At 62.3% G+C, this 14,796-nt stretch carries 14 protein-coding genes and 2 tRNA genes; 6 read left to right on the forward strand and 10 right to left on the reverse strand.

Annotated elements, in window-relative coordinates:
• Positions 1-117 precede the first annotated feature (117 nt).
• From DESLA_RS0114510 to rfaD, 7 genes are all read right to left on the reverse strand, one after another.
• Positions 118-1,437, reverse strand: coding sequence for a CgeB family protein (locus DESLA_RS0114510; RefSeq protein WP_028573026.1), 1,320 nt, complete (start codon positions 1,435-1,437; stop codon positions 118-120).
• The gene (locus DESLA_RS20705) at positions 1,434-2,681 is read right to left on the reverse strand and encodes a glycosyltransferase family 9 protein (RefSeq protein ID WP_035263276.1); all 1,248 of its coding nucleotides are present in this window, start codon (positions 2,679-2,681) and stop codon (positions 1,434-1,436) included. The genes DESLA_RS0114510 and DESLA_RS20705 overlap by 4 nt, the downstream gene beginning before the upstream one ends.
• A gap of 200 nt (positions 2,682-2,881) precedes the next feature.
• Complete coding sequence (gene rpe / locus DESLA_RS0114525) at positions 2,882-3,556, reverse strand: ribulose-phosphate 3-epimerase (RefSeq protein WP_028573027.1); 675 nt, start codon at positions 3,554-3,556, stop codon at positions 2,882-2,884.
• Between the two features lie 10 nt (positions 3,557-3,566).
• Positions 3,567-4,571 carry a class II fructose-bisphosphatase gene (gene glpX / locus DESLA_RS0114530; RefSeq protein WP_028573028.1) on the reverse strand — a complete coding sequence of 335 codons (1,005 nt, stop codon included), beginning with the start codon at positions 4,569-4,571 and terminating at the stop codon, positions 3,567-3,569.
• 162 nt (positions 4,572-4,733) lie between these two features.
• On the reverse strand, positions 4,734-5,693 hold the full coding sequence (locus tag DESLA_RS0114535) for a hypothetical protein (protein ID WP_028573029.1): 960 nt from the start codon (positions 5,691-5,693) through the stop codon (positions 4,734-4,736).
• Between the two features lie 9 nt (positions 5,694-5,702).
• On the reverse strand, positions 5,703-7,472 hold the full coding sequence (locus DESLA_RS0114540; RefSeq protein ID WP_051434714.1) for an AMP-binding protein: 1,770 nt from the start codon (positions 7,470-7,472) through the stop codon (positions 5,703-5,705).
• A 64-nt stretch (positions 7,473-7,536) separates the two neighbouring features.
• Entirely contained in the window at positions 7,537-8,511 is a 975-nt protein-coding gene (rfaD, locus tag DESLA_RS0114545) for an ADP-glyceromanno-heptose 6-epimerase (protein WP_028573031.1), read from the reverse strand.
• Between the two features lie 168 nt (positions 8,512-8,679).
• On the opposite strand from rfaD, the gene DESLA_RS23000 reads away from it, so the two are divergent.
• The 6 genes from DESLA_RS23000 (at position 8,680) to cobJ (ending at position 13,651) form a co-directional block, all read left to right on the forward strand.
• The gene (locus tag DESLA_RS23000; RefSeq protein WP_156932982.1) at positions 8,680-8,820 is read left to right on the forward strand and encodes a hypothetical protein; all 141 of its coding nucleotides are present in this window, start codon (positions 8,680-8,682) and stop codon (positions 8,818-8,820) included.
• 199 nt (positions 8,821-9,019) lie between these two features.
• Positions 9,020-9,436 (forward strand): Ros/MucR family transcriptional regulator, encoded by a 417-nt coding sequence (locus tag DESLA_RS0114555; RefSeq protein WP_028573032.1) that lies wholly within the window; start codon positions 9,020-9,022, stop codon positions 9,434-9,436.
• Positions 9,437-9,711: 275 nt separating this feature from the next.
• Entirely contained in the window at positions 9,712-10,203 is a 492-nt protein-coding gene (ahbB, locus tag DESLA_RS0114565; RefSeq protein ID WP_028573033.1) for a siroheme decarboxylase subunit beta, read from the forward strand.
• A 221-nt stretch (positions 10,204-10,424) separates the two neighbouring features.
• A complete protein-coding gene (gene hemL / locus DESLA_RS0114570) occupies positions 10,425-11,693 on the forward strand; it encodes a glutamate-1-semialdehyde 2,1-aminomutase (RefSeq protein ID WP_028573034.1) in 1,269 nt (422 codons plus the stop codon).
• On the forward strand, positions 11,668-12,825 hold the full coding sequence (locus tag DESLA_RS0114575; RefSeq protein WP_051434715.1) for a cobalt-precorrin 5A hydrolase: 1,158 nt from the start codon (positions 11,668-11,670) through the stop codon (positions 12,823-12,825). Before hemL ends, DESLA_RS0114575 begins: the two co-directional genes overlap by 26 nt.
• Positions 12,826-12,856: 31 nt before the next feature.
• The gene (cobJ, locus tag DESLA_RS0114580) at positions 12,857-13,651 is read left to right on the forward strand and encodes a precorrin-3B C(17)-methyltransferase (protein WP_051434716.1); all 795 of its coding nucleotides are present in this window, start codon (positions 12,857-12,859) and stop codon (positions 13,649-13,651) included.
• Positions 13,652-13,932: 281 nt separating this feature from the next.
• On the opposite strand, the gene rbp is transcribed toward cobJ, so the two are convergent.
• From rbp to DESLA_RS0114595, 3 genes are all read right to left on the reverse strand, one after another.
• Entirely contained in the window at positions 13,933-14,262 is a 330-nt protein-coding gene (gene rbp / locus DESLA_RS0114585) for an RNA-binding regulator (RefSeq protein WP_028573037.1), read from the reverse strand.
• Between the two features lie 362 nt (positions 14,263-14,624).
• A tRNA-Asp gene (locus tag DESLA_RS0114590) sits at positions 14,625-14,701 on the reverse strand.
• A gap of 10 nt (positions 14,702-14,711) precedes the next feature.
• Positions 14,712-14,787, reverse strand: a tRNA-Val gene (locus tag DESLA_RS0114595).
• Positions 14,788-14,796 lie beyond the last annotated feature (9 nt).

Below are 14,796 nucleotides of genomic sequence, written 5' to 3' on the forward strand. Positions count from 1 at the left end.
CCTCGCTCCAGTCAAATCTGCTCATGGATCGAGATTAAACCATGTGTGCCGTATGTCAACGGAATGCGTTTGAATTCAGCTCGGCCTTTGACGGTGAAAGGCAGGGGGCAGAGCGTCTTACCGCCTTCCCCCGCCATACTGCTTGCGCCATTCGTCCAGAAACAGCAGGGCGGTTTCCAGTTCGCTGAGGGTACCTTGGCGTTGACGGATGGTCCAGATCAGGTCTTCGAAGCGGACGGTGGGGCGCAGGTCCAGGTCCTGGAGCAGGGCGTCCACCTGGGCGCGCAGATCCGGGGAGAGGGCGGCCAGGGGGGAGGCGTCGGGGGTTGGTTCGGGAGCGCCGGAGTCTGTTTTGGTCCGTGCCGCGCCCAGGCCGAGGCGGTCCTGGAGGAATGCCAGCAGGGTCGCCATGCGGTGCTGGTAGGTGTGCTCGCGCAGCACCCGTTCCCGGGCCAGGCGGCTCATGGCCAGGCGCTCTTCGGGGTGGGCCAGGTAGTGGTGGATGGCGTCGCGCAGATCGTCCATGTTCTCGAACACGGCCAGCTCCCGGTCCGTGAACAGTTCGGCCAGCAGGCCGCGGCGGTCCACCAGTTGGAACGCTTGGCAGGAGGCCAGTTCGAAGGTCCGGGGGTTGACGAAGTCGCCGCCGGGAACCAGGGGATCGGCCTTGACGCTGGAGTGCAGGTTCAGGTTGATCTTGGCGGCGTTGAAGATCTTGACCGCCTCCTCCGGGGTGATCCGTTCCCCGGGGCGTTGCAGCAGCGGAGTCAGGGGGCCGTGAGTGGGCCAGTCGTTGCCCCAGATCTTGAAGTCCAGGGACAGGAATTGGCGGAAGGCGACCAGGCGGTTGGGATATCCCGCTCCAAGGAAGGAGAGGTCCGATCCGTAGCGGCGCTGGTCCACGGCGGACAGCTCCCGGGTGATCTCCAGGGGGCGGTGAAAGTCCGGGTCCGCGGCCAGGGGCAGGTAGAGGGCGTTGCGCTGGTCCAGCTCTTCCAGCAGGCCGAAAAACGGCTCCTTCTGGATCACCGCGAAGGCGTCGTAGAGCCGGGCGAAGGCTTTCCAGTAGGGAAAGACCTGATAATCCTCCACGAACCACATGGCCGTGGGCACCTTGTCCCGGCGCAGGCGTTGCAGGGCCTGGCGGCTTAACGGAGCCTGGGCCAGGGCCAGGACCAGGTCCGGCTCGAAATGTTCCACCTTGGCCAGGACGGTCTGGGCCACGAGTTGGAGGAAGCCGTTTTCCAGGGCCACCAGCCGATCCGCGGCAATGCGCTGTTCCTTGAGGGCCCGGAATGCGCCGTGAAATTCCGGAGCCTCGAAGCACTCCACCGTATGGCCCAGGGCGCGCAGGGCCCGGACGCAGTAGCGGCCGATGGGCAGGGACCCGCCGTACATGGGCAGGACCGTGAGAATTCGCAGGGGCGTGGAGGTCATGGCGTGTCGATCATCCAGTCAGGTTCATGGTACAGGGCTTCAGCCGCGGTCTGCTCCAGAAGGACCCGACGCGGGACGATCCGCAGCCGGTGGGAGCGCAGCAGCTCGCGGCGGGCCGTTCGGGCTTCCTGGTCCGGCAGTTCTCCGGCCAAGGGGTGGAACTCCAGGCCGAAGTCGTCCAGTCCGGTGCGCAGCAGGCAGAGGGATTCCGGCGGAGCGGGATGGTTGGTCCGCTCCGGTCCAGCGGACGGGGCCGATCGGGCCAATCGGGCCAGGACGGCCTTGTCCGCGAAGGCCTGGGCGCAGGCCGCGGACCGGGGGCAAGGCGCGGCTTCCAGGCAGGGAGCGCAGGGTTCCACGGATTGCCAAACCTGATGGCCTTCGCCATAGGGTCCGGTCTCGAAGGCCCAGGCCGAGGAAAGGAAAAAGGCCGTGACCGGGGTGCCCAGGTGCGCGGCCAGGTGCATGGTCCCGGTGTCCGGGGTGAGCAGCAGGTCCAGCCCTTGGACCACGTCGCGCAGACCGGTCCAGCCGGTGCGCCCGGTGAGGTCGTTCAACCTGGCCTGGATCGTGGCCGGGAGCAGGGGCCGCAACGCTCTGGCCGGTTCGCGCTCCGCAGTCGTTCCCAGCAGATGAATCCAGCCGTCGATCCGGGCCGCCGCGGCCTGGATTACCCTGGCCAGGATGGGAACCGGCAGGGTCCGCCGGGCATGGCGTCCGGCCAGGACCACGCCCAGCCCTCCGCCCTTGGGCGTTGCCGGAGGGTTGACCAGGGCCGGGGATTGGGAAGGGTCAAGAAAAAAACCCCAATAGTCCATCAGATTCAGGGGATTGGCCGTTCGGTGCGCACTGAGCCGGAAGACCGTTTCCGGCCACGCACCTCGCAGCGCCTGGCCCTGATGCCACCGATAGCCCACGACCTGCTCCGGCGCGAACAATCCGGCCAGGACATGGTTGAAGCCTGAATGGTTCAGGTTGTAGACCCGGACCACGTCCGCGGCCTTCCAGGCGGAGAAGATATCGGCGCAGGAGCGGATCAGGGTCGCGGGTTCCGAATGCGGGTCATGGACCGGCAGGCCGTGGACCATCACGTCCGGATAGATCATCTCGGCCAGTTCAACCAGCCCGGCGTCCACGGCCAAATGGACCTGGTTGCCGGGGTCGGCCAGCAGGCCGCGAATCAGCCGTTTGGTCTGGATGATATCCCCGAAGCGGGCCAATTGGATGATAAGATGCACGTTCATGGCGGTTGCCCGAATGATTCCCATTCAGCAAGGCGCAAACAGTCCGGGCATGCCCTGAGTCGAAATCGAGATCGAAATCGGAATCGAAATCGTTCTTTCCGCCATTCTCGCGACATACCTGTTTTTATCGATTTCGATAGCGATTTCGATTTCGATCTTGAGCAAATTTGTCGTCTTCTGTTCGTCCATTTGCAAGGTCGCTATTCTCTCTTCACGGCCCGCATGAAGGTTTCCAGGCGGTCTGCATAGGGCGGGAAGCCGAAAAAAGCTGAGCCGGAGACGAAGACGTTGGCGCCCAAATCGGCCAGCTCGCGGATGTTTTCCGGGCTCACGCCGCCGTCCACCTGGATGAAGGTCTCAGCCCCGGCCTCCTGGATCATGGCCCGGAGACGCTGGATTTTTTGCCTGGTGAAGGGGATGAACTTCTGGCCGCCGAAGCCGGGATTCACGGTCATGATCAGGACCATGTCCAACTGAGGCAGCAGATATTCCACCATGTCCAGCGGGGTGTGCGGGTTCAGGGCCACTCCGGCCTTGGCGCCCAGGCGCGTGATTTCGGAAACGGTCCGCTCCAGATGCACGCAGGCTTCGGCGTGGACGCAGAGCAGGTTCGCCCCGGCGTCCACGAACTCTGCCAGGTAGCGGTCCGGCTGTTCGATCATCAGGTGGACGTCGAAGAACAGCCCGCAACTCTTGCGGCAGGCCTTGATCACCGGCGGGCCGAAGGTGATGTTGGGCACGAAGGCCCCGTCCATGACGTCCCAGTGCACCCATTGCAGCCCGGCCTGCTCCAGGGCGGCCAGTTCCTCGCCGATGCGGCTGAAGTCCGACGAGAGCAGGGACGGGGTGAGAATGATGGGGGGCGTGCTCGGCATTGGCGGTCTCCTAGTGCGAGTCGGTTTTATTGTATTCGATGGAGCTGATGCGCATCAGTTTGGAGAAGGAATGCTGGGCCTCGATCCGGCGGAAGGTTCCGGTTCTGCCGCGCATGACCATGGAGTGGGTCACCGCGCCCTTGCCGGTAAATTCGACGCCCTTGAGAAACGTTCCCCCGGAAATGCCGGTGGCCGCGAAAAAGACGTCGTCGCTACGGACCAGATCGTCCACGGTCAGGACGCGGTTCACGTTGTATCCGTTCTCCTCCACGGCCCGGCGCTCGTCGTCGGACTGCGGGTCCAGCATGCACTGCATCTCCCCGCCCATGATCCGGATGGCCACTGCGGCCAGCACGCCTTCCGGGGTCCCGCCGGTACCGATCATCATGTCCACCTCGCCGCCCGGGGTCGTGGCCATCAGGGCTCCGGCCACGTCGCCGTCCGTGTGCAGCTGGATGCGGGCTCCGGCTTCGCGGATTTCCTTGATCAACTTTACGTGCCGGGGCTTGTCCAGGATAAAGACCGACAGGTCATCCACGGACTTGCCCAGGGCCTTGGCCACCCGGCGCAGGTTCTCGGCCACCGGGGCCTTGATGTCCACCTGGTATTTGGCCTCGTGGGGCACGGCCATTTTTTTCATGTAGAAAGCCGGGCCGGGATCGTAAAGCGTTCCACGCGGGGCCAGGGCGACCACGGCGATGGCGTTGGGTCGGCCGTAGGCCAGCAGGCGCGTGCCTTCCACCGGGTCCACGGCCACGTCCACTTCCGGCCCGTTGCCCGTGCCGAGCTTCTCTCCGTTGTAGAGCATCGGGGCTTCATCCTTTTCGCCCTCGCCGATGACCACCACGCCGTCGATGTCGATGGCGCTGAAGCTCAGGCGCATGGCCTCCACCGCGGCATAATCGCCGCGCTCTTTGTCGCCTTTGCCCAGCCAGCGGGAAGAGGCCAGGGCCGCGGCCTCGGTCACCCTCGCCAGGTCCAGGGCCAAATTGCGTTGCGGGGTTTCTTGGGACATGAACGTCTCCTCCATCATGCATTATTTGCTTGAGAAAATGTAGTTTTCGGCGTCGGAGTCGGGATCGGGGTCGATGATGTTTGTGCGCCAACAACCAGAATTCGATCCCGATTCCGATCCCGATAGCGACACCGAAAGAGAATTATTGAAATGAAAATTGTATCACTCCAGCAAGTCCGCCGCCTGCTCCACGGTTTGCACGTCGCCCAGGTTGCGGCGCATGATCTGGTGGATCGGGGCGTAGGCATTCGCGGTTCTCCTGATGAGTTCGATCAGCTCCAGTTCGTCCCGGATGGCCTCCGGATCGAAGTGCTGTTCGACGATGCCCAGCATCCGCCGCGTTTCGAAATTGTGCGCTTGCCGGACCCGTTCCATTTCCTCGGCCTGGTCCAGGTAGCGCAGCAAGGTCTCGCGGCGCTTGGCCAGGGCCGTGGGAATATCATCTCCGGAATACTCCAGAAAAGCCAGGGCCCACCGGATCACGTCCAGAGGGCGGCGTAGCGGCGTTTTCGGCTTGGGTACGTTTGGGTCGGGCTTGGGATCCGGTTCTTGATCCGAGCCGGGGAGGCAACCGTGCAGCAAGGTCAGGATAAAGGTCTCCTGGCTCGGGGTCCAGGGCAGTCGGGCTTGTTTGCAGGCCAAGGCCAGGCTCGCCGCGAGCTCTTGTCGACCCGATGTGGTCGAAGCGCGGAGAAGATGATGAATCGGTCCCGGCAGACTCTTGCCCAGACGCAGACGGCTTGCCAGCAGGCAGGCTTCGTCCTGGGCCAGGGTCAGCCACATTTCAGTTCGGTCTGGAAGGCGTAAACGCAACCCGGCATGGGCTAGCAGAGCGGCCACGGTATCCTGGTCCGGCATGACGGCCTTGTCGTCGCGTTGTTTTCGTTCCAGCAGCCAGCCTTCCACGGCCAAGCCCAAGGGCTGGTCTGGAAACAGCACCAGGTCGCGCATGGACCAGGCTTCGGCGTCGTCCGGGTCGGTCAAGCGGGCGGCGAGTTCCTCCGCCTCAGCGCCTCCCAGAACCTGGGAAATGGTGGTCAGGGCCGCTCCGTCCAGGTCCATGCCCTTTTCCAGAAGGGAACGGATCAGGGCCGCGAGTTCGGTGTCCGGTCGTTCGTGCATGGCGGTTCGTCAGAACGGCGGCGAGGCGCTGGTGTAGAGATAGCGCTTGATTTTGTGGGTCGGGGTTTTTTCAAAGGCCTCGGTCTGCTCGATCATCTTGCTGACCCGGGCAAAGGAGGCCAGTCCGGCGTTGGTGCGGGCCCGGATGGTTTCCAGAAGGTCGGTGACGTACTTGCGGGCCTCGAATTCGCTCATCTTCCGCCAGGAAACCTCTTCGTCCAGCCGGTCATAGTCCAGGAAGACCCGGGCCGCGACCTTGCCGTTCAGGTCAAAGGCCAGGGATTCCAGGACGTAATCCTGTTCGTTCAGGACGTTCTCGATCTCCTCAGGGTAGATGTTCTCCCCGCTGGGGCCGAGAATCAGGTTCTTCAGGCGGCCGCGGATGAACAGATAGCCGTCCTTGTCCAGCGTGCCCAGGTCCCCGGTGCGCAGCCAGCCGTCCTCTGTGAAAACTTCGGCGGTCAACTCCGGCTCCTGGTAATACCCTTGCATGACATTGGGACCGCGGACCTGGATTTCTCCGACAACCTCGCCGTCGGCCCGTCCTCGGGGCGGCGAATCGCTCTCCTGCTGCACGGCGATGCGGATCTCGACGCCGTTCAGAGCGCGACCCGAGGAACGCCGACGGACGCTCGCCGCGCCGGTCCCGGCCACCAGGGGCGATGCCTCGGTCAACCCGTAACCCATGGCATAGGGAAAACCGGCTTCGCGTAAAAAGGTCTCCGCTTCCACGGACAGGGGGGCTCCCCCGATACAGTAGCCGCGCAGGCTGCCGCCAAATGACTGGTACATCTTTTTCCCGGCGAGCTTGTGCAGCAGACCTCGGCTCAGGTTGAAGCGATACAGGGTCCGGCCCACGGCGCTGCCGGTGAGTTTGGGCTGAATGCGGCGCTTGAAGATCTTTTCAATCACCAGCGGGACGCTGAGCATGAACGTGGGGCGGATCTTGGCCATGGCGTCCATCAGCATTTGCGGCGAGGGGACCCCGCCGAGGTACCGGACCTGGGTCCCGTGCATCATGGGCAGCAGCAGACCCAGGGTGAACTCCATGGTGTGGGCCAGGGGCAGGATGGAGAGCATCCGGTCCCGCGGCCCCAGGTCCACCAACTCCCGGGTCATCCAGGCGTCGGAAACCACGTTGCGGTGGGTGAGCATCACCCCTTTGGCCCGCCCCGTGGTCCCGGAGGTGTAGACGATGGAGGCCAGGTCGTCCTCCTTGGGGGTCGCCGGAGTGCCGTGGCCGGTCACGTGCCGGGCCAGGGATTGCAGGCGTTCCCGGTCCTTGAGGCTGGAGCGGATCACGTCCTTGACCCGACCGGCCCAGGATTCCGGAGGCAAAATCCGGAAGTCGTCCAGGACGATCACGGTCAGGTGCTGCTGGTTCAGGTCTTCCAGTTTCGCCAGGCAGCGTTGCGAGGCCATCAGCACCTTGGCCCCGCTGTGTCGGAGAATGTGCAGGACCGAGGACGGGTGAAAGTCCGGGAGAATCGGGACCAGCACGGCTCCCAGGGAGCTGGCGGCGAAATAGACCATGGGCCATTCCGGCCGGTTTTCACTGAAAATGGCTACTCTGTCCCCATGGCCCACTCCAAGGTGGGTCAGGGTTTCGGCATGTTCCCTGATCTTGGTTCGGAATTCGGCATAGGTGATGGGGTCTCCCTCCACCAGGCCGAGGAGCGGGCGGTCGCCGAACAACGAGACTCCGCGGTCCAGGGTTTCGGGTACGGTGCGGGGAGGGGCTTGGGGAGTGAAGCCGTCGTTTGTTTGCGTCGTGGTCATGGCGGCCCTCGAAATAAGTTGAGATGATGAATTGAAATGGAGCGGCGGAGTCGGACCGCGGAGCTCAAGCCAGGTAGGGATCTTCGGCCATCAGGTAGGTGCGCACGTAGTCGGCCACTCCGTCTTCCAGGGAGCTGAAAGCGGCGGGACAGCCCAGGGAGCGCAGCCGCTCCATCCCGGCCTTGGTGTAGTATTGATATTTCTCCCGGATGGCCTCCGGCATGTCGATGTATTCGATGTCCACGGGCCGATCCATGGCCGCGAAGACCGCCCGGGCCAGCTCGTTCCAGGACTTGGCCTCTCCGCGTCCCAGGTTGAAGATTCCGTTCACGGCTCGGTTTTCCAGCAGCCACCAGACCACGTCGACGCAGTCCTTGATGTAGACGAAGTCCCGGCGCTGCTCGCCGTCGGCGTAATCCGGACGGTGAGATCTGAACAGGCGCAGCAGCCCGGACTCTCCGATCTGGTGAAAGGCCTTGCAGACCACGCTCATCATGTCGGCTTTGTGGTACTCGTTGGGTCCGAAAACATTGAAGAACTTCAGGCCGACCATCCGGTCGGCAACGCCCGTGCGCAGCGCCCAGAGATCAAAAAGCTGCTTGGAATAGCCGTACATGTTCAGAGGCTTCAGCCCTTCCATGGCCGCGGGATCGTCGTCGAAGCCCCGGGAACCGTCCCCGTAGGTCGCGGCGCTGCTGGCATAGATGAAGCGGATGTCGTGTCGCAGGCAAAACCGGGCCAGGATTTGCGTGTACCGGTAATTGTTCTCCATCAGGTACTCGGCGTCCGTCTCCGTGGTGGACGAGCAGGCGCCCATGTGCAGGATCGCCTTGACCTCCGGTCCGAGCTTGCCTTGTTCCAGGAGCTGGAGAAACGCGGCCTTGTGCAGATAGTCGGCGTACCGCAGGTTGACCAGGTTTTTCCATTTTTCGCCCCGGCCCAGATCGTCCACGATCAGCACGTCCGTGACGCCCTGTTGATTCAGTTTCCAAACCAGGGCGCTGCCGATGAATCCCGCGCCTCCCGTAACCACGTACATGCTCTCCTCCTCAGTGCGCTGTCATAAAAGTTTCCCGCGCTCCGGCCACGCGCTCTTGTCGGCTGTACCTCGGAGTCTTGTTCGCTGGCAAGCATCGCGGGGAGATCGCGAGGAGAAAATGCTTTCATCGCTTCCCGTCGAACTGCCCGCTGTTTTGGGAGTCATCCAATGTCCTTCGGAAGCGAAGCGAGATCCGGCACGATGATGGCGTATTCCCATATCATCCATGCCGTGGGATGTGTTCTCACTAAAAAAACAGCCCTGCTGGAGTTGATTGAAGTGACCATGTTCCGTGGAGTTCTCATTTGATTGAAATGAAGAAGCGGGTCGGAGAATTGGAGATGAAAAGCGTGGTTTATTGGAAAACACAATTGTCAGGAAGGTTGTCGAGATGTTTTTTATGGATGTCGTCAATGCAATATGAATCTCAATGCTTGACTTAAGCGGCCTTTTTGTTATGAGTGCATTTGTTCGTTCGTCATTCATATTTTTTGAAAGGAGATTCACAATGGATGAATTCATCAAGCAAGCGTTGGAGATCGTAAAGGCTCAGGCTGGAGTTCGGCCCATGACCGAAGAAGAAATGATGTCCATGGTCACCAAAATCGCGACCAGTCTGCGAGCTGTTGCGGAAGGCGGAGTCGTGGGAGACGCGGGAGCGGAAGCCGCCCCTGAATTGAATATTGATCCGAAAAAGGCGATCAAGGAAAAGTCCGTCACCTGTCTGGAGTGCGGCAAGACCTTCAAGGTTTTGACGAAAAAGCACCTTGCTTCTCATGGCCTGACCACCGAGGAATATCGTGCAAAATACGGCTATAAGAAGGGCACCCCGTTGATCGCGAAAGCTCTTTCTAAGGCTCGACGCAAGAAAATGCAGGAAATGCAGCTTTGGACCAAGAAAGGGGTCAAGCCCGGTAAGGACTAAAGCCATTCTTGCGGCGTCATTAGAATCGGCCGAAAAAAGCCCTCCTTGCCTGGAGGGCTTTTTTTATGGCGATTTCTGGTGTTCTGTTGGAAACGTTCCAGCCCGGCGGGAACCACTGCATGAGGAAGCTTTTCGGTGTTGCGATCAGAGCCGGAAACATCTAAAAGGGCGACAAAAACGTCCCGGTTTTTTTGGGGTGCCGGGAACATCCCGGTGGAACGCTTTCGTGCATGACCGGGCGAAATATCAGCCGACCGGCAATGGAGCGGAGTCCAATGAGCACGTCAACGAATTCTCACGAACACACCGAGGCCGAACAGGCGGCCTTGCGTCTTCTTCAGGCCGACATCCCGGACACGGAGCGGCCCTACCTGGAAATCGCCGAACGGACCGGCCTGACCGAGGAGGCGGTTTTGGATCTGCTGCGCCGTCTGAAAGACCGGGGCGTGGTGCGTCGCTTCGGAGCGACCCTGCGCCACCAGCAGGCCGGATACGGGGCCAACGCCATGGTCGCCTGGTTCGTGGAACAGGAGCGGGACCTGAACGAGGTCGGAGCGATCATGGCCAATCGTCCGGAAATCTCCCACTGCTATCAGCGAGTGAACTGCTACGCCTGGCCTTACAACCTCTACACCATGGTCCATGCCCGCAGCCGCGAGGACTGCCTGGACGTGGTGGAGCAGTTGGCCCGGATCGCCCAGGTGCCCCAGTACGACATTCTTTTCAGCCGCAAGGAACTGAAGAAAACGTCCATGGCTTATTTCTAGCCGCAAGCACCCCGGCATGCTTTGGGTCGAAATCGCAATCGAAATCGCAATCGAAATCGGTATCGAAATCGAAAAACAAGTTCGCCATTGAATGACGGCGATTTCGATTTCGATCCCGATTTCGATTCTGACCCAAGGCCAACCCTACGGTATTTTGAAAACAAACTATAATTGCCATTTTCCAGCTAATTACGAACCTATAGCGTATCGCGAGGAGAATCATGTCTGATTCGAAAACCTTGTTCGCCAAGGCCCAGGAGCTGATTCCGGGCGGGGTGAACAGTCCGGTGCGGGCCTGTCTGAGCGTTCAGAGCGACCCTCTGTTCATCGCCAAGGCCCAAGGCTCGAAGATGTGGACCGTGGAAGGCCGCGAACTCATCGACTACGTCATGTCCTGGGGCCCGATGCTTCTCGGGCATTCCCATCCCGCCGTGGTGGAGGCCGTGCACAAGGCCGTGGATCAGGGCGCCAGCTTCGGCGCGCCCTGCCAGGCGGAGGTGGAACTGGCCGAGCTGCTCACGGCTGCCTTGCCCGGAGTGGACATGGTCCGGATGGTCAATTCCGGAACCGAGGCGACCATGAGCGCCCTGCGTCTGGCTCGCGGCTTCACCGGGCGCAACAAGGTGGTCAAGTTCGTGGGGTGCTATCACGGCCACAGCGACGCCTTCCTGGCCAGCGCCGGCTCCGGGGTGGCCACCCTGTCCATCCCCGGCACGCCCGGCGTTCCCGAGGCCGTGGTCGCGGACACCCTGCTGGCCCCATATAATGACCTGGACGCCGTGGAAGCGCTGTTCCGGGAACATGGCGACGAGATTGCAGCAGTGATCGTCGAACCCGTGGCCGGGAACATGGGCATGGTTTTGCCCCAGCCCGGATTCTTACCCACCTTGCGCGTGCTGACCGACCGGCACGGGGCGCTGCTTATTTTCGACGAGGTGATCACCGGCTTTCGTTTGGCCTACGGCGGGGCTCAGAACGTCTTCGGCGTGATTCCGGACCTGACCTGCCTGGGCAAGATCATCGGCGGCGGATTTCCGGTGGGCGCGTACGGCGGACGGCGGGAGATCATGTCCCGCATCGCGCCGTGCGGTGACGTGTACCAGGCCGGGACCCTGTCCGGAAACCCGGTGGCCATGGCCGCCGGGGTGGCGACCCTCAAGGAATTGGCCAAGGCCGACTACATGGACTTGACCATCCGAACCAAGGCCCTGGCCTCGGAACTGAAAAGCGTCCTGGAAGAGCGCGGCGTAACCGTGCAGCTCAACTGCATGGCCTCGATGTTCACCTTGTTCTTCGCTACGGACCCGGTCACGGATTTTGCCACGGCGTCCAAGTCCGACTCCGCGACCTATGCCTCCTTTTTCCGCCAGATGCGCGACGCCGGAGTGGCCCTGGCGCCCTCGGGCTTCGAGTGCGCCTTCACCTCCTTCGCGCATACCGACGAGGACTTTGAGCGGACCCTGGATGCCTGCCGAACCGTCCATTTCTAACGGTTCCCTTTTCGCGGATGCCCAGGGCGTTGTTGATTCGTCTTCCACCGCGGTCTGGGCCCTGACCTCTCGCGGTTGCGACCTGGCCCGGCGGATCGCCGTCGGGCTGGGCGCGATTCTGTTCGTTCCCGAAAAATACGCCATCGATTCCGGCGAACGGACGTTCCACCGCTTTACATCGGCCTTTTCCGAACACTTCTTCCGCTTTCGCCGCCACGTCTGCGTCGCGGCCTCCGGCATCGTGGTCCGGTGCGTCGGCCCGCTGTTACGGAACAAGACATCGGACCCGGGAGTGGTGGTCCTGGATCAGGACGGACGCCACGCCGTCAGCCTGGTGGGCGGACACCTGGGCGGGGCTAACGACTTGGCCCGGGAAGTGGCCCGAATCTCCGGGGGCCAAGCCGTGATCACCACGGCCACGGACACGGCCGGGCTGCCGGCTTTGGATATCCTGGCCCGGGAACTGGGGCTTGTCGCGGACCGTCCGGAGCGCTTCGCCGCTCTCGCCGCGGCCTTGCTGGACGGGGAGATCGTCCAGGTGCTGGATACGGAAGACTGCCTTTGGACGCGATTATGTGAGATGGGCCACGGGGCGCTGTTCGAGCGGGTCCCGGACGTCGAGGCGTGGCGGGACGACCGGCCCGGGATCTGGGTGTCCTGGAAGCGCCCGCCCGCTCGACATTTTGGTGAATCGATCGGCGAACCGCTTGGTGAACCGGCGATTCTCGGTCTGCACCCGCGCTGCCTGATGGCCGGGCTAGGCTGCCACCGGGGCGTGAGTGAGGCGTCGATTACCGCCTTTGTCCGCGAGGTGTTCGACAAAAACGAACTGGCCCTGCCCAGCCTGGCCGCGCTGGGCACGGTCCAGGCCAGATCCGTGGAACCGGGGCTGCGTTCAGCCGCCACGGCCCTGGGCGCGAACGTGACGTTTTTTTTCCCGGAACAACTCCAAGCCGTCCGGACGCCGAATCCATCCGAGACCGCGGCCCGACTGGTCGGCACCAGGAGCGTCTGCGAGGCCGCGGCCTTGCTCCTGGCCCGCACCGACACGCTGCTGGTGGCCAAGACCAAGGGCGTTGCATTGACATTGGCCGTGGCCCTGCGCCGCGCCCCGACCGGTTTATGCGATTGACCGCAAACGAACAGACCAACCGAGCACGATCATGACTCATTTGCCCAATGCCGACCATTCACCCTCCGCGCCGGTTCTCTCCCCTGGTCGTCTTTCCGTTGTCGGTCTGGGGCCGGGGAGTCCGGAGCTGCTGACGCCCCAGGCTCGGGACATTCTGGAGCGGTCCCAGGCCATCCTGGGCTACGACGTGTATATTGATCTGATCCCCAGGGAACTCCTGGCCGGAAAACAGGTTCTGGCCTCGGGCATGCGCCGGGAGGTGGAGCGTTGCAACCAAGCCGTGGACCTGGCGCTAGCTGGGGTGGATACGGCCCTGGTCAGCAGCGGAGACGCCGGGATCTACGGCATGGCCGGGCCGTGCCTGGAAATCCTGGAACAGCGCGGGGCGTTGGACCGTGTGGATTTCGAGGTCGTCCCCGGGATTCCGGCTCTGGCCGCGGCCGCGGCCCTGCTGGGCGCACCCCTGATGCACGATTTCGCGGTGATCAGCTTAAGCGACCTGCTCACCCCCTGGGAGCGCATTTTACGACGCATCGATCACGCCAGTCAGGCCGATTTCGTGTTGGTTCTGTACAATCCCCGCTCCAGGGGCCGGGACTGGCAACTGGCCAAGGCTCTGGAGGTCGCGGCTGAACATCTGGTCCCCGAAACCCCTGTTGGCTTGGTCCGCAACGCCTTCCGTCCGGGTCAGGAGGTTTCGGTGTGGACCCTGGCCACGCTCCCCGTGGACCGGGTGGACATGTTGAGCATCCTCTTCATCGGCAACAGCCAGACCCGCGCCCTGGGCGCGAGGCTGCTCACGCCCAGAGGGTATCCTCTGGACTGAACGTCGCGGGAGCCGACCGAAGACAAAAAAACGTAACTACTCAGTACATTTTGTGTCCGATCTTGCACCGGCAATCGGTGTCGGGGTCGGCGCTACGCTATCGGAGTCGGAATCGAAACAGGAAGAATTTAGAACGCATCCCGGCGTTTTCGATCCCGATTTCGATTCCGATTCCGACCCCGGCAACAGAATTACTTTTGTGCTGAGTAGTTACAAAAAAAAACCGCCCAGGCAGGGATACGGCCTGGGCGGTTTTTTTGATTGAAGAAAAAGGTCGGGTTCTACCAGTCGCGCTGCCTGCCGCCCCCACCACCGGAGCGTCGGCCCTTGCCGCCGCCACCACCGTCAAACCGGGGACGATCTTCCCGAGGGCGAGCCACGTTCACCGTCAGGGGGCGTCCTTGATAATCAGTGCCATGAAACAGATCAATGGCCTTCTGGGCGTCCTCGTCGGAACTCATTTCCACAAAGCCGAAGCCTTTGGAGCGTCCAGAGTCGCGGTCCTTGATGACGGCGACGGATTGTACCGAGCCTGCATCCGAGAACAGAGCGTGCAGATCGTCTTCGGTGGTCGAATAGGAAAGGTTGCCGACGTACAGTTTGTTGTCCATGCGAGAATCTCCAGTTTACGTTAGACCGCGTGCAAGCAAGCAAGACCGGTCGCCCGACAGCGGGCCGCTTTTCAATGTTGTCCTCTCCGCCAAGCCTCAAACCTCAGGAGCAGCCGTTTATTCGGCCCGGGTCCGGCTATTGATCGGAAACCTCGGACCGGGAAGATCAGGCGTGGCTCCCGATCTTCGCACTCCTGATCTCCGGCTACTTGAAAACAAGCAAAGGCACAAGGGGCAAACCGCTCGGAGAGCGAAAAAATATGTTTCGGGGAATGAAAAGAGCGGATGAGGGGGCGCGCCAACAAAAAAGGCCGGGAGAAAACTCCCGGCCTTTAGCGCAAGCCCGTTCGGGCTTTGAATTCTGGCGGGGCCGACGGGACTTGAACCCGCGCCCTCCGACGTGACAGGCCGGCGTTATAACCAGCTTAACTACGGCCCCGCATATTGTGTGGTGGGCGGAACAGGGATCGAACCTGTGACCCTCGGCTTGTAAGGCCGATGCTCTCCCAGCTGAGCTATCCGCCCATCCCGCCC

Origin of the sequence: Desulfonatronum lacustre DSM 10312, assembly GCF_000519265.1 — a bacterium.
Taxonomy (GTDB): Bacteria; Desulfobacterota; Desulfovibrionia; order Desulfovibrionales; family Desulfonatronaceae; genus Desulfonatronum; species Desulfonatronum lacustre.